General features: G+C 64.8%; 33 protein-coding genes, 1 tRNA gene, 1 other RNA gene and 1 pseudogene. 22 read left to right on the plus strand and 14 right to left on the minus strand.

The features are described 5' to 3' along the window. The first annotated feature begins 119 nt into the window (after nt 1–119). The 12 genes from OXR60_RS12160 (at nt 120) to OXR60_RS12215 (ending at nt 5,992) form a co-directional block, all read left to right on the plus strand. Nucleotides 120–347, plus strand: a complete 228-nt coding sequence (locus OXR60_RS12160) for a hypothetical protein (protein WP_267396178.1) — start codon at nt 120–122, stop codon at nt 345–347. After that, entirely contained in the window at nt 344–529 is a 186-nt protein-coding gene (locus OXR60_RS12165; RefSeq protein ID WP_267396179.1) for a hypothetical protein, read from the plus strand. Before OXR60_RS12160 ends, OXR60_RS12165 begins: the two co-directional genes overlap by 4 nt. Nucleotides 530–685: 156 nt before the next feature. Continuing rightward, nucleotides 686–838 (plus strand): hypothetical protein, encoded by a 153-nt coding sequence (locus tag OXR60_RS12170; RefSeq protein ID WP_267396180.1) that lies wholly within the window; start codon nt 686–688, stop codon nt 836–838. A gap of 94 nt (nt 839–932) precedes the next feature. Next, a complete protein-coding gene (locus OXR60_RS12175; RefSeq protein ID WP_267396181.1) occupies nt 933–1,124 on the plus strand; it encodes a hypothetical protein in 192 nt (63 codons plus the stop codon). 517 nt (nt 1,125–1,641) lie between these two features. Continuing rightward, nucleotides 1,642–1,920 (plus strand): hypothetical protein, encoded by a 279-nt coding sequence (locus OXR60_RS12180; protein WP_267396182.1) that lies wholly within the window; start codon nt 1,642–1,644, stop codon nt 1,918–1,920. Nucleotides 1,921–2,198: 278 nt separating this feature from the next. Then, nucleotides 2,199–2,438, plus strand: coding sequence for a hypothetical protein (locus tag OXR60_RS12185; protein WP_267396183.1), 240 nt, complete (start codon nt 2,199–2,201; stop codon nt 2,436–2,438). Nucleotides 2,439–2,534: 96 nt separating this feature from the next. Continuing rightward, nucleotides 2,535–2,720, plus strand: coding sequence for a hypothetical protein (locus OXR60_RS12190; RefSeq protein ID WP_267396184.1), 186 nt, complete (start codon nt 2,535–2,537; stop codon nt 2,718–2,720). Between the two features lie 89 nt (nt 2,721–2,809). Further along, a complete protein-coding gene (locus OXR60_RS12195) occupies nt 2,810–3,511 on the plus strand; it encodes a hypothetical protein (protein WP_267396185.1) in 702 nt (233 codons plus the stop codon). 1 nt (nt 3,512) lies between these two features. Further along, nucleotides 3,513–3,591: hammerhead ribozyme type II (locus OXR60_RS12200), an RNA gene on the plus strand. Nucleotides 3,592–3,605: 14 nt separating this feature from the next. After that, complete coding sequence (locus OXR60_RS12205) at nt 3,606–4,712, plus strand: hypothetical protein (RefSeq protein ID WP_267396186.1); 1,107 nt, start codon at nt 3,606–3,608, stop codon at nt 4,710–4,712. After that, nucleotides 4,712–5,545, plus strand: a complete 834-nt coding sequence (locus OXR60_RS12210) for a hypothetical protein (protein WP_267396187.1) — start codon at nt 4,712–4,714, stop codon at nt 5,543–5,545. Before OXR60_RS12205 ends, OXR60_RS12210 begins: the two co-directional genes overlap by 1 nt. A 3-nt stretch (nt 5,546–5,548) precedes the next feature. Further along, complete coding sequence (locus OXR60_RS12215; protein ID WP_267396188.1) at nt 5,549–5,992, plus strand: hypothetical protein; 444 nt, start codon at nt 5,549–5,551, stop codon at nt 5,990–5,992. 70 nt (nt 5,993–6,062) lie between these two features. Here OXR60_RS12215 and OXR60_RS12220 read toward each other — a convergent pair whose 3' ends face one another. The 9 genes from OXR60_RS12220 to OXR60_RS12260 all read right to left on the minus strand — a co-directional run bounded on the left by OXR60_RS12220 (nt 6,063) and on the right by OXR60_RS12260 (nt 12,995). After that, nucleotides 6,063–6,569, minus strand: a complete 507-nt coding sequence (locus OXR60_RS12220) for a flagellar basal body-associated FliL family protein (RefSeq protein ID WP_267396189.1) — start codon at nt 6,567–6,569, stop codon at nt 6,063–6,065. 39 nt (nt 6,570–6,608) lie between these two features. Beyond that, nucleotides 6,609–8,207 (minus strand): EAL domain-containing protein, encoded by a 1,599-nt coding sequence (locus tag OXR60_RS12225; RefSeq protein ID WP_267396190.1) that lies wholly within the window; start codon nt 8,205–8,207, stop codon nt 6,609–6,611. A gap of 298 nt (nt 8,208–8,505) precedes the next feature. Continuing rightward, entirely contained in the window at nt 8,506–9,294 is a 789-nt protein-coding gene (locus OXR60_RS12230) for a hypothetical protein (RefSeq protein ID WP_267396191.1), read from the minus strand. After that, complete coding sequence (locus tag OXR60_RS12235) at nt 9,294–9,680, minus strand: hypothetical protein (RefSeq protein WP_267396192.1); 387 nt, start codon at nt 9,678–9,680, stop codon at nt 9,294–9,296. Before OXR60_RS12235 ends, OXR60_RS12230 begins: the two co-directional genes overlap by 1 nt. A 22-nt stretch (nt 9,681–9,702) precedes the next feature. Then, complete coding sequence (locus tag OXR60_RS12240; RefSeq protein ID WP_267396193.1) at nt 9,703–11,715, minus strand: hypothetical protein; 2,013 nt, start codon at nt 11,713–11,715, stop codon at nt 9,703–9,705. Between the two features lie 5 nt (nt 11,716–11,720). Continuing rightward, the gene (locus OXR60_RS12245; protein ID WP_267396194.1) at nt 11,721–11,975 is read right to left on the minus strand and encodes a hypothetical protein; all 255 of its coding nucleotides are present in this window, start codon (nt 11,973–11,975) and stop codon (nt 11,721–11,723) included. Between the two features lie 14 nt (nt 11,976–11,989). Then, nucleotides 11,990–12,403: a hypothetical protein gene (locus tag OXR60_RS12250; protein ID WP_267396195.1), complete on the minus strand. Its 414-nt coding sequence runs from the start codon at nt 12,401–12,403 to the stop codon at nt 11,990–11,992. Continuing rightward, on the minus strand, nt 12,403–12,642 hold the full coding sequence (locus OXR60_RS12255; RefSeq protein WP_267396196.1) for a hypothetical protein: 240 nt from the start codon (nt 12,640–12,642) through the stop codon (nt 12,403–12,405). The genes OXR60_RS12250 and OXR60_RS12255 overlap by 1 nt, the downstream gene beginning before the upstream one ends. After that, entirely contained in the window at nt 12,639–12,995 is a 357-nt protein-coding gene (locus OXR60_RS12260) for a hypothetical protein (RefSeq protein WP_267396197.1), read from the minus strand. Before OXR60_RS12260 ends, OXR60_RS12255 begins: the two co-directional genes overlap by 4 nt. Before the next feature lie 53 nt (nt 12,996–13,048). Here OXR60_RS12260 and OXR60_RS12265 point away from each other — a divergent pair, with 53 nt between their 5' ends. Then, complete coding sequence (locus OXR60_RS12265) at nt 13,049–13,249, plus strand: hypothetical protein (RefSeq protein ID WP_267396198.1); 201 nt, start codon at nt 13,049–13,051, stop codon at nt 13,247–13,249. A gap of 1 nt (nt 13,250) precedes the next feature. Here OXR60_RS12265 and OXR60_RS12270 read toward each other — a convergent pair whose 3' ends face one another. The 4 genes from OXR60_RS12270 to OXR60_RS12285 all read right to left on the minus strand — a co-directional run bounded on the left by OXR60_RS12270 (nt 13,251) and on the right by OXR60_RS12285 (nt 16,754). Beyond that, on the minus strand, nt 13,251–13,808 hold the full coding sequence (locus OXR60_RS12270) for an N-acetylmuramidase (RefSeq protein ID WP_267396199.1): 558 nt from the start codon (nt 13,806–13,808) through the stop codon (nt 13,251–13,253). A 752-nt stretch (nt 13,809–14,560) separates the two neighbouring features. Beyond that, nucleotides 14,561–14,929 (minus strand): hypothetical protein, encoded by a 369-nt coding sequence (locus OXR60_RS12275; protein WP_267396200.1) that lies wholly within the window; start codon nt 14,927–14,929, stop codon nt 14,561–14,563. Continuing rightward, nucleotides 14,926–15,255: a hypothetical protein gene (locus OXR60_RS12280; protein ID WP_267396201.1), complete on the minus strand. Its 330-nt coding sequence runs from the start codon at nt 15,253–15,255 to the stop codon at nt 14,926–14,928. Before OXR60_RS12280 ends, OXR60_RS12275 begins: the two co-directional genes overlap by 4 nt. 104 nt (nt 15,256–15,359) lie before the next feature. Next, nucleotides 15,360–16,754: a hypothetical protein gene (locus OXR60_RS12285; RefSeq protein WP_267396202.1), complete on the minus strand. Its 1,395-nt coding sequence runs from the start codon at nt 16,752–16,754 to the stop codon at nt 15,360–15,362. A 6-nt stretch (nt 16,755–16,760) separates the two neighbouring features. Between OXR60_RS12285 and OXR60_RS12290 the strand changes: the two genes are divergently transcribed. The 5 genes from OXR60_RS12290 (at nt 16,761) to OXR60_RS12310 (ending at nt 19,171) form a co-directional block, all read left to right on the plus strand. Continuing rightward, nucleotides 16,761–17,267, plus strand: a complete 507-nt coding sequence (locus tag OXR60_RS12290) for a hypothetical protein (protein ID WP_267396203.1) — start codon at nt 16,761–16,763, stop codon at nt 17,265–17,267. Continuing rightward, on the plus strand, nt 17,264–17,542 hold the full coding sequence (locus tag OXR60_RS12295; RefSeq protein ID WP_267396204.1) for a hypothetical protein: 279 nt from the start codon (nt 17,264–17,266) through the stop codon (nt 17,540–17,542). The genes OXR60_RS12290 and OXR60_RS12295 overlap by 4 nt, the downstream gene beginning before the upstream one ends. Continuing rightward, on the plus strand, nt 17,535–18,536 hold the full coding sequence (locus tag OXR60_RS12300) for a tyrosine-type recombinase/integrase (RefSeq protein ID WP_267396205.1): 1,002 nt from the start codon (nt 17,535–17,537) through the stop codon (nt 18,534–18,536). Before OXR60_RS12295 ends, OXR60_RS12300 begins: the two co-directional genes overlap by 8 nt. Further along, a complete protein-coding gene (locus tag OXR60_RS20015) occupies nt 18,524–19,000 on the plus strand; it encodes a GIY-YIG nuclease family protein (protein WP_267396206.1) in 477 nt (158 codons plus the stop codon). Before OXR60_RS12300 ends, OXR60_RS20015 begins: the two co-directional genes overlap by 13 nt. A gap of 97 nt (nt 19,001–19,097) precedes the next feature. Beyond that, nucleotides 19,098–19,171, plus strand: a tRNA-Cys gene (locus OXR60_RS12310). Nucleotides 19,172–19,193: 22 nt separating this feature from the next. On the opposite strand, the gene OXR60_RS12315 is transcribed toward OXR60_RS12310, so the two are convergent. Beyond that, nucleotides 19,194–19,508: a hypothetical protein gene (locus OXR60_RS12315; protein WP_267396207.1), complete on the minus strand. Its 315-nt coding sequence runs from the start codon at nt 19,506–19,508 to the stop codon at nt 19,194–19,196. A 196-nt stretch (nt 19,509–19,704) separates the two neighbouring features. Between OXR60_RS12315 and OXR60_RS12320 the strand changes: the two genes are divergently transcribed. From OXR60_RS12320 to OXR60_RS12335, 4 genes and pseudogenes are all read left to right on the plus strand, one after another. Continuing rightward, entirely contained in the window at nt 19,705–20,394 is a 690-nt protein-coding gene (locus OXR60_RS12320; RefSeq protein ID WP_267396208.1) for a protein-L-isoaspartate O-methyltransferase, read from the plus strand. A gap of 25 nt (nt 20,395–20,419) precedes the next feature. Beyond that, on the plus strand, nt 20,420–21,958 hold the full coding sequence (locus OXR60_RS12325) for a TolC family outer membrane protein (RefSeq protein WP_267396209.1): 1,539 nt from the start codon (nt 20,420–20,422) through the stop codon (nt 21,956–21,958). 28 nt (nt 21,959–21,986) lie between these two features. Further along, the gene (locus OXR60_RS12330) at nt 21,987–22,562 is read left to right on the plus strand and encodes a DUF2497 domain-containing protein (RefSeq protein WP_267396210.1); all 576 of its coding nucleotides are present in this window, start codon (nt 21,987–21,989) and stop codon (nt 22,560–22,562) included. Nucleotides 22,563–22,759: 197 nt separating this feature from the next. Next, a pseudogene (locus tag OXR60_RS12335) lies at nt 22,760–24,796 on the plus strand (S9 family peptidase). The last annotated feature ends 118 nt before the right edge of the window (nt 24,797–24,914 follow it).

The raw sequence follows: 24,914 nt of genomic DNA on the forward strand, positions 1-24,914 counted from the left end.
ATAGCCACAGCGCTAGGACGTACCAAGGCGGCTGTCGTAGCTCGCAAGGAGAAGCTGCGCTTGAGCCTGCGCCCGGATCGGGCTTAAACGGGCAAGCTGCCAGATCCGGAATATCGCTGATGCCGTTTGCCCCTTATGACGATGAAGACGACAGCTCCCTCGGTTCCGCTGGGCTAGAGGTTCAGCGTAGTCAGCAGCTAGACGGCTCCATCGGCCGGTTGCACAGCTTCGCGGTGCTCCATGGCCCGGGAGAGATAATCGACGATATCAGCGGCTTGATGACCGAGGATCTACACCTGCTGCTTGACGCGCTTGAGAAGGCCAAGTCGCGTACAAGGCGGCCATGAGCATCCAAGATGTTTGGGCAGTTGTGGCTATGGCGATCGAGAAGCACGGCGACGAGATGGCGTTCGAGGCGGTTCTGTCCCAAATCAACCTGTGCCTGGAAGCGAGTGATGTGCCTGGCGCAGCCAAGTGGCGGTCCGCGGCAATCATGATCGATGAGCTGCTGAGTGGCTTAGCCCATTAGCCCGTGCGGGCTTCGACCCATCCTAACATCGGGCAATTCGCCGGACATGTTTGTCGGCTAATACGGACGGGAATGACCAGCGAGACTGCAGCAAGGGACTTGCGACTGCGTGCGCAGGGGTACCGTGATCTCGCGAGTCACCTTGATCCATCTGGCATGCGCGAGTCGATGCTGGATGCGGCTAATGCTCTCGATGCCCGGGCCGACGCGCTAGAGATGGTCATAGCTGCCGCTGAAGCTCGAATTGCTGAGTTGTTGGCCATCGGCACGGGCTCGCGGGAACCTGGCAATGACGTGCTCGGGAAGTGACCGGTCGGGATTGGAGTCGAAGCTCCGAGTCAGCTTAAATAGGCGCGGCCAAGCTCGGCTTGAGGTCTCGTGGAATGAACGGTAGCCAGCATAGATGAGCAACCTCACCGCTGCCGAGCAGGCGACTATCGATGCAGCAAAGCATGACGGGCAGGGGTGGGCCATCCCGGAGGACACTGAGGGCGGTGTGCTAGATGGGCTGGCGACCAAGAGCCTGATCCAGCTGCGCGGCCGCTGGGAGCTCACGCCACTCGGCTATAGTCGAACCTCTCGTGCCAATCAGTGACCTCGGGCTAGCTGTTTGGATGCGCATTCGAGGTGACGTCAGCGAGCATCGGGCTTAGCGCCAAAATCGCATAAACTTTGATTAACTCAGGCATCCTGAACGGCGTTACGGCGTAGTTGCAGGTATGACTACGAACCTGGAACGCCTCATAAATTTGCGGGATATGCTAGCCGAAGCCTTGCACCTTCTACAGGCCAGTCACGAAGCTGGCGCCGCATCTGAAATCGCTCAGGCGCTGGAGCACGTGAACTGGCTCATTGCTTCAGTGCAGTAGAGGGCCCGGCACCGGGGAGCTAGCCTCTGCTGCTCCTTCTTCAAGCAGTTCGATGGCGTAACAGATATGCGCGGCGATGATGGCGCTGCCATGTTCGTCTTGGAGGCGCATAGCGGCTCGGAGGAACTCTAGCGATTGATCTCGATAGGTCATCTTTGTCTCCCGATTTCATCGTAGTAGCTTGCCGGGCTGAACCACGCTTTAACCTGGGATGCGATGGGACGCGGGGTCGTCAAAGACCGCTTGCCGAATCTGTTCTCGTTGCGTTCCAAGGTCGCGATGAGCGACGATGCGGATTGGAGCGGCGAGGCGCGCTGGATGGATCTCGCCAATATGCGCAGCCTGGGCGTTCGATCGGACCAGCTGCACTGCTCCTGCCACCACTGGGCGATCGCGAACGTCGACCACCTGTCCGATGCCATGAAGGTGCCGAACGTAAGGCTCGGGTTCCGCTGTTCGGAATGCGGCAAGCGCCCCTCGTCATCGCGTCCCAACTGGCTGGAGCGTGACGGCACTCACTGAAATGTGCGGTGCTACACGCAAATGTGTTGCTCGATCCATCTTTGACTAACCCTAAGTATTGAGGGTGGGGCACATCTGCAAAAAGGGGTCCCAAGCCGCTTACCGTCTGTCGCATCCCTAGGTAGGACCCATTCGAAACGCTTGAACATCTTACGTGCATCTGCATTTATACAGTCACCGCAGCGGAGACGCGGCGGGAATAGGTGCCCGGATGGGCTGACTAGGACGGGACGACGGGGCGGGCATTGATCCGCCCCCGCATCCCACGGAGAATGTAGATGAACGCCCCCTTTGATACTCTGGAGTTCGCCCAGCGCGTGAAGAACACGCGGTTGGGCAAGGATGGCGCCGACACTCTGGCGCGTGCTATGGCTGATGTCGCAATGCGTGACCTCGTCACCCAACAAGCGATGGAAAAGGCGCTCTCTGGCCAGCTCGTGAAGCTGGCAGCGATCAACGTTGCCACCATCACCATTGCCGTCGCCGTCCTCGGCGCTCTCCTCTCCCTCCTCAAGTAAGGCGAAACGGCGCGCGCCCTGCGGGGCGTGTTGCTGTCCGGCCGATCTGGGCAAGCGGCCGCTGATGAGCCTGCCCAATACGTAGGGACTAGGACAATGTTTGAAGCAATCGAGAGCGCGCACCCGCACCTTATCCGCGCGTTGCGCCGTGCTGCGGGCCTCTCGCACATGGAGGCGGTCGGGGTGATCTACGCTCACCGCTACGGCGATGGGTGCGGCGGGCTGATCAGCCGGGCCATCCGCCATTGCCGCGCCTATCCGGCGCTACGCCTCGCAGCATAGGCGAAACGCGTGGCCATGCGCCGCGCGTCCGATGGGACAGCCTGCCCCGTCGCTGATGAGCCAAGGCAATAGGACTAGGAGCAACCACCATGGGTGACGTCATCAACTTCGCTGCGATCTTACAGGCCCGCCGGGTCGCCGCCGCTGTAGACGCGCAGCAGGCTGCAGCTGCGAAGCGGGCCAACGATCGCCGGACCGAGCTGCACGACAGGGCAGAGAGGGCAGGCGCTGGGCTGGCGGGCCGCATCATGGCGGAGGCGATGGCCAACGTCGCGGATGCGAACGAAGAGCGCGAGCGGGCTAGCCGCTACATGCCTGCCTATTGCGACCCCGCCAATGAAAGCCGGGGCAGCAAGTATGAAGCAACCCGCAACCTGCCGCTAACGGAAGTGGCCAAGCGCATGCGGGCCGACATCAAGGCCGCGCAGGTAGCCGGCACGTTGGCTGTAGGGCTCAAGGTATCCGTGCGGGTGGCGCACCATACAGCGATCGACGTTCGCGTGACCGCAGCACCGAACGGGTTCGCGTTCCACAACCCCGCTGCCCTTCACCACGAGCATGAGACGCGGAACGGGCCATGGAGCCCCTTCCATAGGGAACGCTACTCGCCCGAGTGGAAGGCGGCGAAAGATGCGCTCGAGGCAATCCATCGTTCATACAACCGCGACAATAGCGACAGCATGACCGACTATTTTGACGTGCGTTTCTATGGGGATGTCGGGATCTGGTGGGAACTTGAGCGCCCCACCCGCGAGCGCGAGCTGGCCACCGCCTTAGCCGCAACCAACTGACAGGCGAAACGCCCGTCCGGCCGCGAGCTGGGCGCGCGTCGCGCGGAGCCGGTCGCCCCGCGCCTGATGAGCCGACCAATAGGACACCCCCACCATGACGCGATCGCACCCCATCAATCCGAACGATCCCGCGCCGCAGGCCGATGATCCCGCTCGCAATTATCTCCAGTGGCTGGCTGGGCGCCGCGGAATCGACCTGCCAGAGCGGGCTATCTATCGCCTTGATGGGATCTGGAGCGACATCGGCCGCGGCGCCGCGCTGCTGCTGGCCATGCCGGGCTATGGCGCCTCGCAGGTCGTCACCATGGAAACGCTCGACGAAGCGGGCAACGTCATCCGCTCGCAGTCCGTCACCAATGCCAAGCGCGGCGGGATCTCGCTAAGCGCTGACCAGGTGCTTGCCGCCACCGGCTTGACCAAGGGCCGCAAGTCGCGCGCGTCAAAGCCTCGTTTCCCGCTCGACCCGCGCCACGCGCTGCGGATGACGGCTGCCGAGATGCAGGCATATTGCGACGCGGCCCGCGCCGGCGAATCGGTAGCAGCCGTCCCCGCCGAGCCCGCCGCCGTCATCGAGGCCGCGCCGGTTGACGAAACGTCGACGAATTCGGATCCGGTTGCGCCGGTGCTTGAGGCTGATCCCGCCCCGGTCGATGTCGCCGCCTTGGTCGCGCGCATTGCGACCCTCGAGGCTGCCGTCGACCAGCTGCTGCTCTATACGCTCCAGGCCGCGCCCCCTGCCGTGGAAATGACCGCGGCCCCCGACCGTGGGAATGGTGATGCCGTTGCGCCCGACCAGCGCTCCGATGCCGAACGCCGGGCGATCGTGCGGGCATGGCGCATGCGTGGCGAGATGCGGGCACGCGCCGATCTCGACCGCCGGGCGCTGCAGGCGGCAAACGGGGCCTATCGCGGTGCCGTCGACGCGCTGGGCGCATCCAACGCCGAACGGGACGCCGCGCGCGCCAAGGTCGAGAGGCTGGAATTCGACGCCGTCGATATGGCCCAGCAGCTCGCCGCCGCGACAGCCCGCGCGAACGCGGCCGAGGCGGTGACCATGCCCGCGCTTGATGAGGCGCACGGCCGCCTGGTCAAGCTCGAGCGGGAGGTCGCCACCTGGCGGGGCAGGGCAGAGGGCGCGGGCTGGCGCCCGACATTCAATGTTGCCGGCCTGATGGGCACCGCAAAGCCGAGGGCAGCGTAATGGGCGACGTCATCCCCTTCGTGCCGCCGGTGCTCGCGCCGCGCGACCCGCGCTTCACCCCCCGTCCCGTGGAAATGGCGATGCTGGCCGGTGTGTGGGGCGGTGCCCCCCTATCGGGGCAATGGGACGCGGAGGAAAAGGTCGACGGCGTGCGGGCGATCTACATGGAAGGCGGGCTCTGGAGCCGGGAGGGCGTGCCGCTGGAGGTGCCGCACGTCACGGCCGAGCTCGCGCGGCTGGAGCGCCGGTTCGGCGAACGGGTGGTGATCGACGGGGAGTTTCAGACGCCGGGCGGGTTCCTGCCCACCCTGTCGGCGATCCAGGGCAAAGCGCCAGCGACCACGGGCACGTTCCACCTCTTCGACGCGCTGCCGCTTGGCGACTGGCGGGAGGATAGCTCAGCGGAGCCGCTGGCCACACGCCGGCATTGGATCGGCCGCGCGCTTGAGGGCTGGAGCCCTACGCATCTGCGGCGCATCGAGGCACGGCCGATCAGCACCGCGGCCGACGTCGAGCAGCTGGCCGGCGAGATCTGGGCGCGGGGCGGGGAGGGGTTGATGCTCAAGCGTCGCGACAGCCTCTATCGTCGGGCCCGGTCTACAGCCTGGCTCAAGGTCAAACGCGAGATCACCCTCTCCGGCGAGATTGCCGAGGTTGTGGCCGGTAAGCGCACCGCGCGGGTGACGATCGCGGGCAAGGTGGTGCGGATCGGGCTAACCGAACAGCAGGCGGGCACCCTCACCGTGGGAATGGCAGTCCAGATAGAGGCGATGGAGTGGACAGAGCCTGGCCAGCTGCGGCATGCCCGTATCGTGGCAATAGGAAAGGTCTAGGACTTGAAACGCATCATGATTCCGAGCCCCGAGGCTGACGCGATGCTCGAAGAAATCCTTGAGAACGGTTTGAACTCGAAGCAGCGCCTTCGGGTAAACAATGCCCCCGACGTTCATTTCAAAGGCAAGATGTCTCACGAATACACGACCCAGTCTAAGGACAAGTCCAAGGATAGGTGGACTGAGTTGCGGCTCTGGGAAACCGAGGGTGGGGCTTGGATTGCGGAGAAGGTCGGGTGCTCCAGTCGATCCGGAGAGGCTGAGCTCCGCGATGTCCTCGTAATCGAGGGCGTGACAGGCGAATTTGACGAGTTCGTTGACGACACGACGCGCTTAGCTGTGGAGCTTCAAGCGCAAGAGCAGGTAATGGCGTTCTTCGGCTGGACCGTCGTCGCCAAGGCATTCGCCAAGCAGGCTGGCTGGGACGTTGTGCGTCACGTGGGGTAGCAGCGCTACGGCAGCTATCGCCCAAATTTCGTCATTCCCGGATGCGATTGGCGTTGCCCATTGCGGACGTTCAGACGCCATCATCAACCTGATCAGTTTGGATGATAAAGCTGCTGAAATATGCGGCCTCAACCATGCCCTTGTAGCCGTCGCGCCGTAGCTGCTGGTTGATGGCGTTCTTCACGCTGGCAAGGAGCTGGGCCTTGCCCGCGTCGGTTGTAGCAGTATCGGGATCGGCGTCTGACAGCGCCGTAAGGATGACGGAACGCAATGCCGGATCATCATCTTTAAGAGACTGGTTTACCGCGGCATAATGTGTGCTGGCTGAAATGCCGGCCTGCAAAATACCACCACCTGTTTTTAGGTTGACGATGATCGGTGGATCAAACTGATAGTATATCGGCTCGTTTTGGCGAACCAGATCCTGAGGCACAGCTTCTGCTTCTGAAGCAACTGCGTCTGCATCCCTATCTGCACGTGCGACAATCCCGTCGCGCGTCATCCAAATGCCAAGCGCGGCACTGGCCAGGACGATCACGACAGCGGCGAGCGCGCCAATAAGTCTCTTCTTGGTCATCTTGTCACCGCGATTTATCATCTTATCCCAGACCGTGCATCAGCCTGCCGCTTGATGCGCGGCGGTCGCGGATTGTTCGAGCATTGCGAATGCCTGCCCGGCATCCACGGCCTTGCTGAAAAGGTATCCTTGGCCTTGGTCACACCCTTGCGCTTCGAGAAGGGCGAGTTGCTGTTGGTTCTCCACACCTTCGGCTGTGATCTTGGCGCCGAGGCCTGAGCCAAGGCCTATCAGCGCATTCACGATCGCGGCACTGTCAGCGTCATGCTCCATGCCATCGACAAAGCTACGGTCGATCTTGATCTTGTCAGGCTTGAAGGCGCGGAGATGATAAAGGCTGGAGTAGCCGGTGCCGAAATCATCAAGTGCTATGCGAACGCCGACACCGCGGACGATGTCCAACGCTGTTCGTGCAGCTTCAAGATCCCGGACCAGCGCGCTCTCCGTAATCTCAAGCTCCAGGCGATGTGCCTGAAGCCCGGTCTCGGTGAGTATCTGCATGATCCCCAGGCCGAAGAGAGGATCCTGGAGGGCGGCGCCCGAGACGTTGAACGAAAGGGTGACATTCGCCGGCCAAGTCACTGCCGTTGCACAAGCCTGCTTAAGCAGGAGAACAGTTAGGTCGCGTATCAACCCGGCATCTTCCGCAACGGCGATGAACCGCTCTGGAGGAACGTCTCCGAGCTGCGGCGATGTCCACCTCGCCAGCGCCTCGAAGCCGACTATCCCGCTGCCGTCCAGCGCAACCAGAGGCTGGTAGAACGGCTTGATATTGCCCTCGGCGATGGCTTGCCGCAGCTCTCGTTCAAGCTGGTCGCGCTCTTCGGCCTGAGCGTCCATTGCCACCTCGAAAAACCGCATAGCCGATAGCTTGTGCTTTTTCTCTTCCTTAGCCCGGTACAATGCGACGTCAGCTTTGCGCAGAAGAGCATCCGCGGTGTCCCCGTCGCTGGGGATTAACGCGATGCCAATAGCGACGCCGACATCATGCTGACCTTCGCCAGTAGAAATTGGCTGCGCCAGGGCGTCGATGATGCGGCCAGCCAACCCTGTTGCGGACTCCACGCCTGCAGTGTGCATCGCGAGCACGGCAAATTCATCGCCTCCTAGCCGTGCCACCAGATCACCGTCGCGCACCGCGCGAGCAAGACGGCCACCGACTTGGACGAGTACTTCGTCGCCTGCTTGATGGCCGTAGAGATCGTTGACCCGCTTGAACCCGTTGAGATCCATGAGCAGCAGCACGTGACTGCCGCCCGACCGTGGAGGAGATGCGATAGCAACCTGCAGCGCCTCATCGAAGTTTCGGCGGTTCGGCAGGCCGGTAAGCGCATCATGCAGCGCCATACTTCTGGCTTCACGTTCAGCTGCTATACGTCGCAGGGTCTCACGCCGCGCCTCCTTCAACCGTCGTAAGGCAAAGATGGTAAGGCCTGCGCAGAAGATCGCTGCAACGATCATCACCTCTTCGAGCGTGATCATTTTCACTGCCGTGGAGGACTCATCTGACGCAAAAACGTCCACCTCGAAGCAGTAGAACGCCGCGAGGCATGTCAGTACAAGCACGAGGGAGCCGTCAACCAGCTTGAAACGGTGACGGATCAACTGAGCCCACAACCTTGCCGCGCGTGTTGCCATAGCCATCCACTCTCTCATGTGGTCTGGACGTAACAGATCGGGCTTACTAATCTGCTAATTGCAGATGGATAGGTGTTCAGCCTCAACGGCTTGGCGCCACAGGTATGCGCTTATGATATGTCCGCTTTTCGCGACAAGCACCTGAAAGGAGACTGTCGCCAATCCACCAGAGTCAGACGTTCACTCTGAACCCGCTCAAGCCCCGGCAGCGTCGGACAACGAAAAACCGGGCGAGGCCGTCGCCCCGCCCGGTTCACCTATTCACCGAATGAATTCACTTAACGCAATCGGCTGATCCTCAGAAGAGCGACAGCAGCTGATAGTTCCGCTCGAACTGGTTGTACGCGACCTTGCCTATCGACGGCGCCTCCTCGTTCCAGCCGAAGAACGTCCGTCGCTGCCGATAGATGGTCGGTGCAGGGTCAAAGCACGTCAGGAACGGCACCGTGCGCCCGGTGATGTCGTCGAGCGGCGCCAGCATCGTTTCGGCCTCTGCCTCGGTGACCCAGCCCAGCGTGTAATCCAGCGCGCGGAGCTTGGCTCCCGCCGCGATGCCGGGCACCCCGTTTCGCGCGAAGGTGATCGAGCCCAGATCCCGCGTGCCCGTCTTCCACGTGGACTCGTAGTATTTGGCGACCTGGATCTTGGCCCCCATCACCAGCATCGACGCTTGAAAGTCGCCAGTATGGCCGCTGATGTCGATGCGCCACCAGCTCGCCGTGATCGCAGCCGAGAGTTCGAGGTGGGAGTGGTAGACGCCATCCGTCCGCGTCACCGCTGGCGAGATGAAGGGCAGCACGCCGCTGTCGTACGGGGCGGTGCCGTCGACCTGAGCCGAGGTGGTGCCCAGGCGCACCCGAATGGTCGTGCCGGGCAAGGCGAGCGCGCCCAGCATGCCGACATAGCTGACCAGCTGGGCGGTGGTCAGCGCGCCCTTGACCCACAGCGCACCATTGCCTGCTGATTGCCACACCATGCCGCGGTACAGGAACTCGCCGAGATTGCTTCCGGGCGCCGCGGGGCGGGCGTTCCCACTGGTGATGCCTGTAAGCTGCGCCGGGAGCACCATGAATGGCTTGTCGGCCATCAGAGCACGCCCCAGCTGGCGAGCGTGGTCTGCTCGGCGCCTGTGTCGTACGCCTCGATGCTGACGATCGCGGCCGGCATGTTGGCCACGAGCTCGTCGTCGACGATCTGGGTGCCGGGCAGCGCGGCCGTCATCGCGTATGCGCCGTCGAGGTCCACGAGGTGGTCGACCTTGGTGCGGAAGGCGCGGGCGTGCCGCCCAAGCAGGGCACCGCGCTCTGCCGCCATCATCTGTACCGCGGCCATATCATCGAAATAGGTGTCGATCGGGGTGTCGCCGGTATCGCGGGCAACCTTGCCGTAGAGCGTCTGGACGTTCGGGTCGCTCCACACGAAGGAGCGAAATTCCTCGCTGACGAATGCAGCGCGTTCAGCCGTAGCAGGCATATAATGATCCTCTATTCAGTGCTCAGCCGCTAACCGTTATCCGGACGGCGTCCTTGAGATCCTCGCCGAGGCGCGTCTTGGCGGTCAGCACGATGGTGGCCTGGCCAGCGGCCACCGCACGGACCTTCACGGTGTGCAGGGTGCCCTCGATCTCTTCCTGCTCGATCGAGCAAAGGCCATTAAGGCACTCGACGGATCGATCGGTGATTTCGTCCCCGGCAAGCAAGCTATCTCCCCACTCCGCCCCCAGGATCATGGCAGCCCCGACGCGCATGTTGGGCCAGATCAGCAGCATTCTCTTATCCCTCACGATGGTGACCAGCCGGGCTTTGGCTGGGATGGTGATGCGCCGCTGGAGCCGCGGCATGCGAATGATCTGCTCCGGAGGCGGTAACGGTATTGCGGCGCCACCGCTGATCGACAGGGTTGCTGACCCTACCGACAGCACCAAGCTTGTCGGGCGAACTCTGATCCGGTGACCGAGCCGAAGCGTCGGGGCCTGGCCGACGTAGCTGATACTGCCGCCGCCCGCTTGAAGCAGTAGGGAGCGCAGCGGGCGTGCATCGGGGCCGACCAGCGCGAACACGCCGGCGCGCGCGCCCAGGGTAAGGCTGCGCAGCCGACCGAGGGCAGCGGCAAGTCCCATGGCCGCAAACGCCCCGGGACCGGCAAGCAGGCGCCGACGAAATCGGAGCATCGCTGGTTGCCCGGAGTAGAGCAGGGAACCGCCGCCAGCATCCAGCGCCAAGCGGTTGGACCGCGCGAGCGTTACGCTTTGCCCGACGAATTGGAGGGCACCAGGCTCAGCGACGACCCGGTGGGAGGTGCGAAGTGTTGCGGGTTGCCCGCCTGCAACAAAGGTTCCGCTCTGCGCCGGCAGAACGAACCCGTGGAGCAGGTTGGCACCTTGGCCATAGAGCGCGAGCCGGGCTCGGTCGGCAGTCAGCTGTCGCGACCTGGCGAGCGCCGCCGCAGCGCCCGTCATTGCCAGCACCCCGGCCTGTGCAGCCAGGAGGCGCGACTGCCGCAGGGAAGCGTCCTGGCCGACCAGCGCCAGTGCCGCCGGAGCCGAAATGATCCGGCGTGACGCGGCAACACGAACCGCCTGCCCGTTGAAGGTGACAGCGCCTCGCGCGGCCGGCAGCGCATGACCGAGCAGCAGGTTCGCGGTGCGGCCGGTGATGATGATCGCACCGTTTCCTGCCGCGAGCGTCGGCCCGCCGCTGTCCATGACGGTCGGCGCCGCGGCCTTGTAGGTGGCGCCGCTGGCGATCTTATCCTGCTGGCCCCACTTCCACATCGTGCCCTGGGTGATGCGATCCCAGGTGTCGCCAGCCCCGAAGATCGCCGGGATGATCGCGAACTCACCGAATGCGCCATTGAAGGCGGTTGGCGTGTCCCCTTTCTTGCCACCGATCTGGAAGCCCGTTCCGAACAGCGTGCTACCGAAGTCGAGCTTCTGATTTACGTTGCTGGCCGGAGTTATCATGGCTCCGTTGAGGAAGATCCGCGAGTTGGCGCCGTTGAATTCGATGACGAGCACGTTGACCGAGCCGAGCGGGTTGTTGACCTGCTGTGGAATCTGAACACTGGCGCCGGGAGCGATCATCCAGATCGGCGTAGTGCCGCCATAGACGCCGAACAGAGTCTGGTTATTGGCTCCGTTGCTGTTGCTGAAATCGACGACGACTTCATAGGCCAAACGGGTCGCCGCCGGCTCCTGCCAGACGAACACGCCCGTTGCCGGCTGAGGGACGCCGAAGGCCGATGCGCTAGCGATGAGATCGAAGCGGCTCGAGGAGAAGGTGATCGCCGGAAGCGAGCCGTTGAAGCCCGTCGGGTTATAGAGCGGAGCCGTGGCCGCGGTGTACGGGGTCAGCGGCGCCAAGCTGGCCGCGGCAGAACCTTTGAAGGCGAACGACGCCAGGCGCAGCGAACTCGCGTCATAGGAGACGGTGGCGGCGTCCTGCGTATCCGCCCAGCCGAAGGGCTTGGTCGGCACATCGTTGAGGGTCCAGGAGCGCAGTGCCGCCACGTCGCTTATGCCTCGACCTGGTCAGCGCCGCCGGTTTTCCCGCCCAGCGCGCGCGCAATCAGCGCCCGCTCCTGGTCGAGGTCGAACATGCCCAGCTCGGCCGCCCGGATCTGCGTGTCGAGTTCGGCGATGCGGGTCTGAGAATCGCGGGCGATCTCGTCGCGCTGCTCGCGCAGCGGCCCCGAGGCGACCAGCATGGCGTCGCGCTGCTCGCCCAGCTCGGCGAAGCGCGCGCGCAGGTTTTCAGGAGTGAGGTCCATCTATTGTCTCCGGATCAAGCGAGGGTGAGGACGCCAGCGGCGTCATCGAAATCGACGGTGAGCGTCTCGCCGCTCGCGAGCGTGAAGCTGGCGCCGTAATCCCACCAGCCGATCAGGCCGCCGGACGTCGCGTTGTAGAGCACCGCGTAGCGCGCTGGGCCGATGGGGCCGCCCGCGGCGGTGATGACCGTGTCTGCCAGCGTCAGCTTGTAAGTGCCGGCGGTCTGCGCCGATGCGTTGACCGTCGCCTGAGCCCCGCCCGCAACATAGCCGTTGGCCGCCGCGATCTCGGTGATGTCAGCTTTCACCGCGTTAGTGCCCGCTGGTGCGGTGTTGCTCAGCATCACCTTGAGCGTGTCGCTCTGGAGGTTGTGCTGCTTCTCGGCCAACGCCTCGACGAAGGCCTGGAACTTGTTGAACGTCGCCATCAGGCGTCTCCTTGTGGGTAGTGGAACTGGCTGCCGCCCTCGACCCAGTCGAGGAAGGCGTAGGCCGTGGTCTGCAGGTCAAAGGTGGGGCTGATCTTGCGGCAGTGGGACGTCGGATCTTCGCCGGGCATCTGCACGCGGACCGACCATCGCTTTCCGTCGAGCGACACGAAGGCTCGACCGCCGGCAGGGATGCGCGGCGGGTCCTTGCCTGCCGCGCGGCCGAGCCACCCCATCACGCCCGGCGCAGTATCTTCAGCAGGGCGGTCGCGATCGTTAGCAGCGAGGTCTGCTTGACCTGGGCGACGACCTCTTCGACGACCATGCCGGCGAAGTGCTCGACGTCATCGACGATCGCCTTGAGCCCGCCCTTGGCCGCCTCGGCGATGATCACCGGCTTGATGGCGGCGATCACCTGATCCTTCTTCTCGGCTCCGGTGAGGGCGGTGCTCTCCGCCGCATTGACCGCGGCGAGAGCGGCATCGCCGATCGGATTGCCCTTCTGCGCGACCGCGGCGACCGCGCGGGTCAGCGCTGTGGCCGCCACGGCGATAACGTCCTTGGTGGTGATGGTGAGGCCGAGGATCTTCATGGGTGTTCTCCGTTGGTGAAGGATATCCAGCCGCCAGCGTTGGTTGAACGCGCATGTTGCGTCCCAACCCTTCAGCCAATGGCGGCTATTTGAGCGTCATCGTGATGGTGCTTATCTTCGCGCTGGTGCTGGCGATGACCGCCTATGAGCACCGCAAAAGTTCGCTGGCGCGGCACGCTGCGGCGGCTGCGTCGACAGCACCAAAGTCTGGCAGCCCGGGTCCGAGCGGCCAGCAAAAGCATATTGCTCCCTAGATCAGGCGGCGAGCAGCACGCGGTTGCGCAGCCAGCCCCAACCAAATGCCTCCTGCGTCGGGCTGCGCGCGATGATGTCGAGGTAGCGAGCACCCTGCTGGACGTTCACGGCCATCAGCAGGACGTCCTCCCACTGTTCGCCCACGCGGCGCTTCTGGCAGGCCGCGAGGGCAGCGTCAGTGCGTGCGCCGTAGCTGCCGTCGATCTTCGGCAGGTCCGGCCAGTCGTTACCACCCGTGTTTAGGGCGTTCAGCGCCGTCTGGAGGAACATGATGCCCCAGGGCGCGCCCATGTTGACGCCGGTGTCCAGCGCCTCGGCGGCCAGCCGCGGCGAGCGCTTGGCGAGCAGGTCGATCCCGGGAACGGTGATGAAGTCCTGCCAGTAGATCTCGCGTGCCTTGCTCTTGGGCAGGTTGCGCATGTCCCCGGTATAGCCGTGCTCACGGGCCTTGGCCTGAGTTATGCCCCAGCAGGTAGGGCCGCCGTGATCGGCCGGGTGGTTCACGTACCCGCCTTCGCGCGCGACCAGGTCGTCGATCATCTGATCGATCGTCTTCATGATGTTTCTCCGGAACGGCTTGAGGTGCGAGGGATTGAGACGGGCGGGCCCATTCACCCCCCGTGCGTGGCCTGGCGCTCCGCCCGCCTCCGTTCACAACGAGCTGGCGTGGCGTCTCTTGCGAGGTTCATCAGTTGGCCGTCACGGCCACTACAGAGGGGCACCTGCGGGATGCTGCCTCGGCACTCCGCTGGTGTAAGGGCCAGCGGAGTGCTTCCCGTCATCGTGGGGCGGATCGCAACGGTCTCAACTGAGGACGCATGGGGGGAGGAAACCCTCTGCCCACTGATCTAGATCATTGTTAGGAGGCGCCGCGGCTCACAAAGGGTCGTCGTCCCACGGCGTACCTTTGACCATGCGCCGTGGGGCGCATCAGGCACCGTCGAGACCAATGGCTGTTGCCAGCGACGATCTGCTCGTTTTTCCGATCTTCATTGTTCGACATTATGCAGATACGCGGGGGCAGCCAGGACGCTGGACGCCCTCGGCGCCCCGCCAGCGTGTCACTACGGAATGGCGGGGCGCCTTACCGTGACATCGGGCATCAAAGTGCTAGGGGACTTACGAGGCGATGCCGTCACATAGCGCGCCTCGGCGCCCCGCTAAGGTCCTGGGATGGCAGGTGGGGCGCCATACGGCTGGGCAACCAAGCCTTTGTTAACCACTGGATGCTATTCGGGTCTTGAGATGCTGCAGTCTCGGCACTCCGCTTGATCCTGTGTCACTACGGACAGGCGGAGTGTTCCCCCCTCTCAGCGACGCCGCGGTGCGCACCTTGCCATCGCCGTGATGCGGTTGAGCCTTTGCCACACTTCAGCCGGCAACCGCTGGTGCAGGACGTTGGCCAGCAACGAGCCCTTGTAGATCAGCAGCGCCAGCCCGAGCGCCGCGCCGGCTGCCGTTGCACCCGGTGGGGATGCCTCACCGAGATACCACGCAAGCAGGAAGCGGCTGCCGAGGAAGATCAGCACGGTCGCGAAGCCGAAGAACACCGTCAGCAGCCAGCGCGGCGCCTGGGGATAGTTGGCGACCTTGGGTTCGAGCAGGAAGTGGCGGACGAGCCCGCAGCCGCCTGCCAGCACCAGCGAGACCCCTGCGACGAGGGAGTTCGAGATGGTCATTTTGCACCTCCAATGAGAGCCCGGAACAGGTTGGCGATGTACTCGACCACGAGCGGGGCGAGCGTCTTGACCAGCGGCTGGGCTACCGGGTTCACCAGCAGGCCGATCGCGAAGGCGAGAGGACGGCCGTCGGGACGCACCATCCAGGTAAAATGGGCGCCGATGACGCCGACCAGCGGGTCGGCGACGAGGGCGCCTACCACCAAGGCCATGACGAAGATCGGCAGCGCGTCGCCATCCTTGGCCTTCCGCGCTGCCAGGAACATCGGGAAGGCATAGAGCAGCGCTCCGACACCCCCGAACACGTACAGGATCAGGTCGTTCACTTGCCCCTCCCTGGGGTTGATGGTTGTTATGATCGATCGGCGCATGAGCCGACGCTCTCGCGGCCTCTGAGCCGCGAAGCTGCTATTCCCCGGCGAGACCCTACTCAGCCGATGAAGTTGGCTTGGAGCCCATCGATGTAGAAGCTCATCGGCGGGATGCTCTGGCAGTCGATCGCGATCATCCAGTGCGTCGCCCACTGCGGCGACTTGTCCGACTGATCCTCGTTGTCGGAGGGCGGCTGGTAGAGCGAGTTGAAGGTGCGCTTCACCCAATCGCGACTGCCCTTGAACAGCACCGGGATGCCAGACTCTCCCTTGAACTGCGCACGATCGGAGAGGATCGGCCGGCCGAGCGCGTCGGTACCGATCTGCTGCACCCAGAAGTAGCGGAAGTAGATCGGCACCCCGTTGGGGAACTTGGGTCCGCCGGTCTCGGGGTCGATCGCCTCGGTGAACGCGGGGTCGGTGATGTCGTTCGGGAACAGGAACTGCATGCGCCCGAGGATATTCCCCCGCGTGGGGATCGGGATCATGATCTGGATCTGGTTGAGGACGTTGTTGTCGTAGTGGCCGTTCTTGTCGACGCGCAGCGACTTCGTTCCGCTGTACTTGTAATCCGCGCTGATGCTGAGCTTGGTCTCAGTGCTGTTCCACTGATCGACCATGCCCCCGGTGTAGGGCAGGTTGAACAGGCCGCCCTGGAGCATGACGCCGCTGCCAGCGCGCTGGTTGACGAAGTAGACTTCGCCATTGGGATGCCCCTCGAACAGCCCGGCACCGCCGAGCAGATCCTGCTGCCGAGACTCGGTGAGCAGCTCCAGGCCGATGTTCGGATTACCGTTGTTGATGAAGCCGAAGGTCTCCATCCGCCCCGGCCCGACCGCCGCCACCCCCGCCTTGGAACTCATGTTGTAGATCTGGGTACTGTGGAACTCGATCGACGCCGACGAGGTGTCGAGCTTGGCTTGCGGGTGGAGCACGCTGCCCACCGAGCCAGCGAACAGCACGAACGACGCCTCGTAGATCACCCGGCCGGTGGTGCAGTGCCACACCGGATCGTTGGCCGGCAGGTACTGCTCGTGCCGGGTGCCGATCAGACGGATCAGGCCGGCATTGTTCACGCACACGCCCTTGCCGGAATAATCGGTGGCAGTGCCGAACAGCGTGATCTCGGCCGCGCCCGGATTGTTGAAGATGTAGTTGCCGGCCGCTGCCACGCCGCCGAAGAACTTGATGTTCTCGCCGGCATTGTAGGAGCCTTCGGCGAAGTACATGCCGCGCCCCTCGGACAGCATGTAGCAGTGGTAGTAGTGGAGCAGGTAGGCGCCATCCGACCACTCGGCCGCGCTATCCCACCCGTAGGTGCGGATCTGCTCCCAATCCTGAAGGTCGCCGTCGAGGCTGACGAACGACTTCCACAGCCCGCAGGTAAGGCCAACCCAATCCTTGCCCGACTGCAACGGCCCCAGCAGGTTGGCGCGACGGAACCGCTTGGCCATGAAGTTGTGATCGGGCGTGCGGTCGCGGTTATTGAGGATCGCGCAATTGGGCACGAACGGCATAATATCGAGCCGGGTGACGCCGTTGAGAAGTCGATTGCTGAGATCGTCGGCTTGGTGAAGCGTGCGGGTGCGCAGCGGGTGGCTCAATACGAGGAGCCGGACCGGTTCACGATCCAGTTCGAGCTGTCCGAGCGCCTGGTGCGTTTCCGCGTGTCCCTTCCAGCGCTCGGTGAGACACCCCAGCGCAACGGCCGAGGCACGGCGCTCCCCGCCGGCCAGCGGCGCGAGAGGATGCTACAGATGCACCGGCAGCGCGCCCGTGCGCTGATGCTGGTGATCAAGGCCAAGCTCGAGAGCGTCGAGAGCGGCGTGGAGACATTCGAGCAGGCCTTTCTGCCCAACGTCGTCATGGCTGATGGAGCCACCGTCTACGAGCGGATCTCGGCGCCGATCGCGCTCGAGTATCAGAACGGTGCCCCGTCGGCCCTGTTGATCGAGGCGCGCTCGTGATGGTCGCCGAGGCAACGCCGCCGGCGCGCCGTTACTGGCCGCGGCTGATGCGCGAATCGGAAGCCGCCGACTACCTGTCGATCGGCACCACCACGCTGCGGGAGAAGGGGCCCGAGCCCAAGCACATCGGCCGCAGCGTCCGCTACGACATCAACGACCTGGACCGCTGGGCAGACCGCCTCGACGGCCAGCCGCTTGCGCCGGAGCAGATCGAGGAAGAAACAGACGCAGTCACCCGCCGGTGGCTGGAGAAGCGGAAAAATGGCCGTGGCTAGTCTGCCCTACACCTATGTCGTCAAAGGCAAATACTGGCGGTTCCGCCGGGGCGATCTCAACGTGCCCTTGCCGGGGCAGCCGGGAGACGTCGAGTTTCACGCAAAATACTCGTCGCTGCTGAACCTTGGCGGGCAGACGACCGAGCTGGACCGCGGCAGCGTGGCTTGGCTGATCAAGCGGTATCGCGCGAGCGCCGAGTTCAAGGCGCTGCGCGAGCCGACCCAGCTTGATTACGGACGCACGCTCGACCTGCTGGAGACGGAGCTCGGCGAAGAGCCGTACCGCTATATCAGCCGGACGATCATCAAGACGCTGCGCGACGAGCACGCGGGCACCCCGCGCAAGGCTCACAAGATCAAGCAGATGGTCAGCCGCCTCTACACCTGGGCCGGCGAGGACGATCTGGTGCCCGAGGGCTTCAACCCGGCCGAGAAGATCAAAAAGCTCAAGACCCGGGCGAAGACGATCACGCCCTGGAGCGAGCACGAGATCGCGATGTTCATGGCCGCGGCGCCGGAGCACGTGAAGACCGCGGTGCTGCTATGCCTCTACACGGGGCAGCGCGCTGAGGACGTGGTCACCATGGAATGGAGCGCCTTCCAAGGCGACACGATCCGGGTGCTCCAGTCGAAGACGAATGAGCCGCTCGACATCGCCTGCCACCCGATCCTCCGCGCCAGGCTGCAAGCCATCAAGACGAAGTTCGGCGGGCGCATTGTCCGCAACGCCGTGGGCAAGCCGGTGACGGCCAACGCGTTTGCACAATCAGTCCGCTCGGTCGTCGAATCGCTCGACGAGATGCCGAAGGGCCGGAGTCCGCACGGGCTGCGCTACGCCGCGGCCGCTCGCCTGGAGGAAGCTGGCTGCACGATCGGCGAGGCCACATCGGTGCTCGGACACAGGACTTACCAGATGGCGATGAAATATCTGACGGCTCGGAAAGCCTCGCAATCCGCGCTGGAAAAGCAGGAGGCTCAGGAGTGGCAGGCGTAACAAAGACGCTGCCCTACACCTTCGAGACAAAGGGCCGCTGGTACTTCCGTCACGATAAGACGGGTGTGATCCCACTGGAGGGGGAGGCGTTCAGCCGCGCCTTCATCAACGACTATCGCGCTTTGCTCACGCGTGCTGGGCTGTCCTTCAAATCGGTCGGCGCCCACAAGGTGCTCCAGGCTCGCGAAGCGCAGGCGGCATATTGCAGGATCTACTTCATGGGCGTGGTGCCGGACGGCCCCGTGAAGATCGGCACCACCTATGACCTCCCGCGCCGCCTGCGACACATCCAGGCGGCATGTCCCTACGAAGTCGCGCTGCTCGCTGATTTTCCTGGCAGCTACGGCTTGGAGGCCGAGCTGCACGAAGGATTTCGGCAGCACCGACTGAAGGGAGAATGGTTCACGCGAGCCCCCGAAATCCTCGAGAAAATCGAGCAGCTGAGACAGGAGAACGTATCGTGAAACTGAATACCGGAACGGATCCGACTGCAAACTTTTCGGCGACGGCCGTTGACGCCGGAGGGAAAACCACGCAATTGCGCGCCTCCCACGCTTCTGAGGCCCGATGGCGGAGTGGTGACGCAGAGGACTGCAAATCCTTGCACCCGGGTTCGATTCCCGGTCGGGCCTCCACCTTCCAGCTCCGGGCGTGCCGTCAGCGGCGGTGCCGCAGCAACGGCCGGAAGCGGATGCCGAGGCAGATCACCGTCGGCCAGAACATCGTGTTGACGATGTCCGACGAGGTGTCCTCCCAGCGCCACGATCCGTAGTTGAGCCGGTCCATCAGCTCGTTCATCCCTTCGGCGAGCGCCACCACCGACAGCGGCACGAAGCTGCCGAGCGAGCGGCGGCTGAGCACCCGCGCGATCATCAGCACCGCCATGCCGGCGTGGATGTGGAGCATCGTGTCGGGCAGGCCGGTGCCGTCGCCGATCCAATCGATGAAGCGGTGGTAATAAGCTGGGAGCATCGCCGCCCTCTACGGGCAAGACCGGCGGCGGGCCAGACGCAACGACCCGAGGCCCACCGCGAGCCGGAATGGCATTTTTGGTGGCGAGGACGCACCGGGCGCAGCATCCGCTTGGCGACGCCCCTGCTGCGCGGTACAGATCGGCTGACCAAGAAGTGTATTGCATGGCTAAGACAGTTATGCGACAGGGGTAATCATGACGACCAGCTTCGATACTGCCGAGTTCCAGGGCGCCCTTTCGTCATCGTCGCAGGCGATGCGTACAGCGATGGTGTCCAGCCAGTTGCGCACCACCGCGGTGAGCGATCAACGCGTGATCGCGGCGATGGCGCGGGTGCCGCGCGAGGCGTTCGTGCCCGCCGAGCTGCGCGAGATCGCCTATCGCGACGCGCTGCTGCCGGTGAGCGGCGGGCGCACCATCAACCTGCCGATGGCGACCGGGCGGCTGCTCACCGAAGCCTATCTGCGTCCGACCGATCGGGTGCTGCTGATCGGCGCCGCGGGCGGCTATACCGCAGCGATCCTCGCCGAGATCGTCGCGCATGTCGTCGCGGTCGAGCAGGATCCGGCGCTGGTGACGCTGGCGCGCGAAGCGCTCGCCGGGTTCGGTACGGTCGAGCTGGTCGAGGCACCGCTCACCGGCGGCCATCCTGCCGGGGGACCTTATGACGTGCTGGTGATCGACGGCGCGATCGAGGCGGTGCCCGATGCGCTGGTCGGCCAGGTTAAGCCCGACGGGCGCGTGGTCACCGGGCTGATCGATCACGGCGTGACGCGGCTCGCCAGCGGCCGCAAGACCGATGGCGGTTTTGGGCTCAGCGCCTTTGCCGACAGCGAATGCGCGAAGCTGCCGGGCTTTTCGACGCCGACAGGATTTCGCTTCTAGACTGATCCCGGGGGAGGGGAGGAGAATGACGACACGGCTTCTGCTCCTTGCCGGGGCAGCCTTGGTCTTGACCGGCGCACCCGCCGGGGCGGAGACGCTGCGCGATGCGCTGATCAAGGCCTACAAGGACAATCCGACGATCACCGCGCAGCGCGCGGCGCAGCGCGCTACCGACGAGAATGTGCCGATCGCGCGCGCCGCCGGGCTGCCCTCGATCAGCCTCACCGGCAACTACACCGAGAATCTGTTCGCCGCCGATGGCAACAATGTGCTCAACGGCAACAACAGCTTCGCCAATCCGGCGCGCCAGCTGACCAGTTCGGGAACGGTGTCGGTGCCGATCTACAACGGCGGCGGCGTGCGCAACGCGATCACCGCGGCCAAGACCCGGGTGGACGCGGGCCGGGCAACCTTGCGCGGCACCGAATCGGATCTCTTCACCGCGGTCGTCCAGTCGTACATGGACGTGATCCGCGACGAGGCGATCGTCGGGCTCAACCAGCAGAACGTTCGCGTGCTCGAGGTCAATCTTCAGGCGAGCCGCGACCGCTTCCAGGTCGGCGATCTCACCCGCACCGATGTCGCCCAGTCCGAGGCGCGGCTGGCGGTGGCGCGCGGGCAGCTGCAATCGGCCGAGGCGAGCCTGATCACCAGCCGCGAGACCTATATCCGCGTGATCGGGACCCCGCCGGTGACGCTCGAGGAGCCGCCGGCGATCCCGGGGCTGCCGGCGACGCCGCAGATCGCGGTGACCACCGCGCTGCGCGACAGCCCGCAGTTGCTGGCATCGCAACGGCTGCGCGATGCCACCCGCTATGACATCGATGTCGCCAAGGCCGGCCGGCTGCCGCAGATATCGATCGGCGGCGGCGGCAACTATTATAACTATCTCGGCGCCCTCGGCGCCGGCAGCGGCATCCGCGTCGGCCAGTCCGGCACCTCGGGGACGCTCGGGGTGGGCGTGACCGTGCCGCTGTTCCAGGGCGGACGGGTCGGCGCGCAGGTCCGCCAGGCGGAGGCGCTGCGCTCGCAGGCGATCGAAAATGCCACAGCGACCGAGCGCGCGGTGATCGCGCAGACCCGATCGGCCTATGCGGCCTGGACCTCGGCGCAGCAGGTGATCCAGTCGTCTGAGGTCGCGGTCAACGCCAACAAGCTCAGCCTGGAGGGCGTGCGCGCCGAGAATGGCGTCGGCAATCGCACCATCCTCGACATCCTCAACGCCGAGCAGGAATTGCTCAACAGCCAGGTGACGCTGGTGACGGCGCGGCGCGACGCTTATGTCGCGGGCTTTGCGCTACTCGCGGCGATGGGCAATGCCGAGGCGCGCGACCTGGGGCTGGACGGCGGCCCGTTGTATGATCCGGTGGCGAACTACAACCGCGTCCACCACAAGATCAGCGATTTCTCCAGCGACGGCGAGCCGGCGGCGGTGGCGACCTCGACCGCCGCGAGCCCTGCGCAAAATGCCACAGTCACGAAGCCATCGGATCCTTTGCTCGATACGCCGGTTGACAGGAGCCCGGCATTGACGACAGGTGCTGACGCACCGAGCCGCCGTTAGGGCGGGTCGCACAGGGGTGAACAGGGCGATGGGAGATTTGAGCGTCGAACCGTCGATGGAAGAGATTCTGTCGTCGATCAAACGGATCATCGCCGAGGAGGGGGACGGCAGCCAGCCGCGCACCCGCCGCGCGCCGCGCGCCGCGCCGGCCCCCGTCGTCGACGCCTATGACGACGATGACGACAGCGAAGTGCTCGAACTCAGCGATCCCATTCCCGAGCCGATCGCGCGCGCCGAGCCGGCGCCCGCGCCGCGCGTCCCGCCCCATCTGCAGCCGGTGAAGGCCCCCAAGGCAGCGGCGCCCGCGCCGGCGCCATCCATCCCGCAACAGGAGCCAGAGGCGCTTGCGCCCAAGCCAGCCATGACCAGCCAGCAGCCCGAATCCATCCTGTCGCAACAGACTGCCGCGGCGAGCCTCGGCGCGCTCGAGACGCTCAGCAAGCTGATCACCAAGCCCGATGCCAATGGCGACGGCACGCTCGAGGGACTGGTCCGCGAGATGCTGCGGCCGATGCTGCGCGACTGGCTCGATGCCCATCTGCCCGACATGGTCGAGACCATCGTCGCGCGCGAGATCGCCAAGCTTACCGCGCAGGTGCGCTGAGGAAGCTCGATGGCTGACGTGGCGGGGTGTCCGCTGCGTCGGCTCCGTCGACTCCATGCTGAACTTGTTTCAGCGTCCGTCACCTGCCGCTTCTATGCGATCCTGAAACAAATTCAGGATGACGGTTGGCTGGGATAAGCGCCAGAGTCCCGCGGCGCGTCGTTGCCCGGCCGATCGCGATCTGCTCTACCTGCGGCATGAAGAAGACCCTCGCCGCGAGCCTGCTCGCCCTCGCCCTCACGCTCGCGGCCCCGGCCGCCGCCCGCCAGCTGACCATCGACGATGTCACCACGCTCAGCCGGATCGGCGCGCCAACCGTGTCGGCCGACGGGCGCTGGCTGGTGTGGGCGCAGCGCGAGACCGATCTGGCCGCCAACCGCGGCCGCTATGACCTGTGGAAGCTCGACCTGGCACGCAAGGGCGCGCGTCCCGAGCCGCTGCTCGCCGAACCCGAGGTCAACGAGAATGCGCCGCAGATCGTGGGTAGCACGGTCTACTTCTAGTCGGACAAGGGCGGCGACGACGCCCTCTGGTCGATTCCGGTGGTTGGCGGCGCGCCGCGCAAGCTGACCGGGTTCCAGGGCGGGTTCGCCGGCTTCAAGGTATCACCGGCGGCTGACAAGGTGCTGATCTTCGCCGATCGGCTGCCCAACGCGCCGAGCCTGGCGCCGGCGCTCGCCAAGAAGGATCCCGGCGCCGGCGAGGCGCGTGTGTATGACAAATTGTTCGTGCGCCACTGGGATACATGGGCGGACGGCACCCACTCGCAGCTGTTCGTGCTGCCGCTGACGCCAGCGGGCGCGCCGGGCGACGGCGTCGCCATCGAGCATGGGCTGGACGGCGATACGCCGTCGCGGCCTTATGGCGGAGCCGAGGAAACGTCGTGGAGCGCGGATGGCAAGACCGTCTATTTCGCGCTGCGCGTCGCCGGCACCACCGAGCCGCGCTCGACCAACCTCGATCTCTGGTCGGCACCGGCGGACGGCTCGGCGGCGCCGGTCAATCTCACCGCCGCCAACCAGGCGACCGACACGCTGCCCACGGTATCGCCCGATGGCCGCAGCCTTGCCTGGGTGGCGATGAAGCGACCGGGATTCGAATCCGATCGGCAGGTGCTGATGGTGCGCGATCTCGCCAGCGGGCAGGTGCGCGCGCTGACCGAGGGGTGGGACCGGTCGGTCGGCTCGATCAACTGGTCGGCCGATTCGAAGAAGATCTACGTCACCGCGCAGGACACGCAGGAAAACCCCTTGTGGTCGGTCGATGTGGCGAGCGGCAGGCCGACGCGGCTGACGCGCGAGGGCCATGTCTCCGGCGTGGCGGTGACGCCGAAGGGCGTGGTGTTCTCGATGAACAGCCTGGTGGCGCCGGACGATTTCTACAGCCTCGCGGGCAAGGGCCGACCGGCGCGGCTGACCAGCGTCAACGCTGCCCGGCTTGCGGGGATCGACATGCCGAGCGTCTCCCGCTTCAACTTCGTCGGGGCGCATGGCGATACCGTCTGGGGCTATGCGGTGAAGCCCTATGGCAGCACCGGCAAGGTGCCGGTCGCCTATATGGTCCACGGCGGGCCGCAGGGGTCGAGCGACAACAGCTGGTCGTACCGGTGGAATCCGGCGGTGTTCGCCGGCGGTGGTTACGGGCTGGTCGCGGTCGATTTCCATGGGTCGACCGGTTACGGCCAGGCCTTCACCGATGCGATCAGCAACAATTGGGGTGGCGCGCCGCTCGAGGACCTGCAGAAGGGCCTCGCCGCAGCAACCGCCAGGTTTGGCTGGCTCGACGGGGATCGCGCCTGTGCGCTCGGCGCCTCCTATGGCGGCTATATGATGAACTGGATCGAAGGCCGCTGGGCAGATCGCTTCAAGTGCATCGTCCAGCATGACGGCGTGTTCGACGCCCGCGCCATGGCGTACGAGACCGAGGAACTCTGGTTCGACGAGTGGGAGCATGGCGGCAAGGCCTATTACGAAGACCCTGCCGCGTTCGAGAAGTGGAACCCGGTCAACTACGTCCAGGACTGGAAGACGCCGATGCTGGTGATCACCGGCGAGAAGGACTTCCGTATCCCCTACACCCAGGGGCTGGCGGCGTTCACCGCGCTGCAGCGGCGCGGCATCCCGTCACGGCTGGTGGTGAACCCGAACGAGAACCATTGGGTGCTCAAGCCTGCCAACAGCCGGCAATGGTATCGCGAGGTGCTGGGCTGGATGAATAAGTGGACGGGGAAGTAGGCGTTCCGTTGTCGATATTGCTCTGACGCCGTCACCCCAGCGAAAGCTGGCGTCTCGTGGGGCGCGGGCGGACAGGAGCCGCTTGAGACCCCAGCGTTCGCTGGGGTGACGGATCGGT

The organism is Sphingomonas sp. GC_Shp_5 (assembly GCF_026540855.1).
GTDB lineage: Bacteria > Pseudomonadota > Alphaproteobacteria > Sphingomonadales > Sphingomonadaceae > Sphingomonas.

Bases quoted from the DNA above. Each gene is read 5' to 3' on its own strand.
- OXR60_RS12160 (WP_267396178.1), top strand. From the start codon at position 120: ATGCCGTTTGCCCCTTATGACGATGAAGACGACAGCTCCCTCGGTTCC.
- OXR60_RS12165 (WP_267396179.1), top strand. From the start codon at position 344: ATGAGCATCCAAGATGTTTGGGCAGTTGTGGCTATGGCGATCGAGAAG.
- OXR60_RS12170 (WP_267396180.1), top strand. From the start codon at position 686: ATGCGCGAGTCGATGCTGGATGCGGCTAATGCTCTCGATGCCCGGGCC.
- OXR60_RS12175 (WP_267396181.1), top strand. From the start codon at position 933: ATGAGCAACCTCACCGCTGCCGAGCAGGCGACTATCGATGCAGCAAAG.
- OXR60_RS12185 (WP_267396183.1), top strand. From the start codon at position 2,199: ATGAACGCCCCCTTTGATACTCTGGAGTTCGCCCAGCGCGTGAAGAAC.
- OXR60_RS12190 (WP_267396184.1), top strand. From the start codon at position 2,535: ATGTTTGAAGCAATCGAGAGCGCGCACCCGCACCTTATCCGCGCGTTG.
- OXR60_RS12195 (WP_267396185.1), top strand. From the start codon at position 2,810: ATGGGTGACGTCATCAACTTCGCTGCGATCTTACAGGCCCGCCGGGTC.
- OXR60_RS12205 (WP_267396186.1), top strand. From the start codon at position 3,606: ATGACGCGATCGCACCCCATCAATCCGAACGATCCCGCGCCGCAGGCC.
- OXR60_RS12210 (WP_267396187.1), top strand. From the start codon at position 4,712: ATGGGCGACGTCATCCCCTTCGTGCCGCCGGTGCTCGCGCCGCGCGAC.
- OXR60_RS12220 (WP_267396189.1), bottom strand. From the start codon at position 6,569: ATGACCAAGAAGAGACTTATTGGCGCGCTCGCCGCTGTCGTGATCGTC.
- OXR60_RS12225 (WP_267396190.1), bottom strand. From the start codon at position 8,207: ATGGCAACACGCGCGGCAAGGTTGTGGGCTCAGTTGATCCGTCACCGT.
- OXR60_RS12230 (WP_267396191.1), bottom strand. From the start codon at position 9,294: ATGGCCGACAAGCCATTCATGGTGCTCCCGGCGCAGCTTACAGGCATC.
- OXR60_RS12235 (WP_267396192.1), bottom strand. From the start codon at position 9,680: ATGCCTGCTACGGCTGAACGCGCTGCATTCGTCAGCGAGGAATTTCGC.
- OXR60_RS12245 (WP_267396194.1), bottom strand. From the start codon at position 11,975: ATGGACCTCACTCCTGAAAACCTGCGCGCGCGCTTCGCCGAGCTGGGC.
- OXR60_RS12250 (WP_267396195.1), bottom strand. From the start codon at position 12,403: ATGGCGACGTTCAACAAGTTCCAGGCCTTCGTCGAGGCGTTGGCCGAG.
- OXR60_RS12260 (WP_267396197.1), bottom strand. From the start codon at position 12,995: ATGAAGATCCTCGGCCTCACCATCACCACCAAGGACGTTATCGCCGTG.
- OXR60_RS12265 (WP_267396198.1), top strand. From the start codon at position 13,049: ATGTTGCGTCCCAACCCTTCAGCCAATGGCGGCTATTTGAGCGTCATC.
- OXR60_RS12270 (WP_267396199.1), bottom strand. From the start codon at position 13,808: ATGAAGACGATCGATCAGATGATCGACGACCTGGTCGCGCGCGAAGGC.
- OXR60_RS12275 (WP_267396200.1), bottom strand. From the start codon at position 14,929: ATGACCATCTCGAACTCCCTCGTCGCAGGGGTCTCGCTGGTGCTGGCA.
- OXR60_RS12285 (WP_267396202.1), bottom strand. From the start codon at position 16,754: ATGGCCAAGCGGTTCCGTCGCGCCAACCTGCTGGGGCCGTTGCAGTCG.
- OXR60_RS12315 (WP_267396207.1), bottom strand. From the start codon at position 19,508: ATGCTCCCAGCTTATTACCACCGCTTCATCGATTGGATCGGCGACGGC.
- OXR60_RS12320 (WP_267396208.1), top strand. From the start codon at position 19,705: ATGACGACCAGCTTCGATACTGCCGAGTTCCAGGGCGCCCTTTCGTCA.
- OXR60_RS12325 (WP_267396209.1), top strand. From the start codon at position 20,420: ATGACGACACGGCTTCTGCTCCTTGCCGGGGCAGCCTTGGTCTTGACC.
- OXR60_RS12330 (WP_267396210.1), top strand. From the start codon at position 21,987: ATGGGAGATTTGAGCGTCGAACCGTCGATGGAAGAGATTCTGTCGTCG.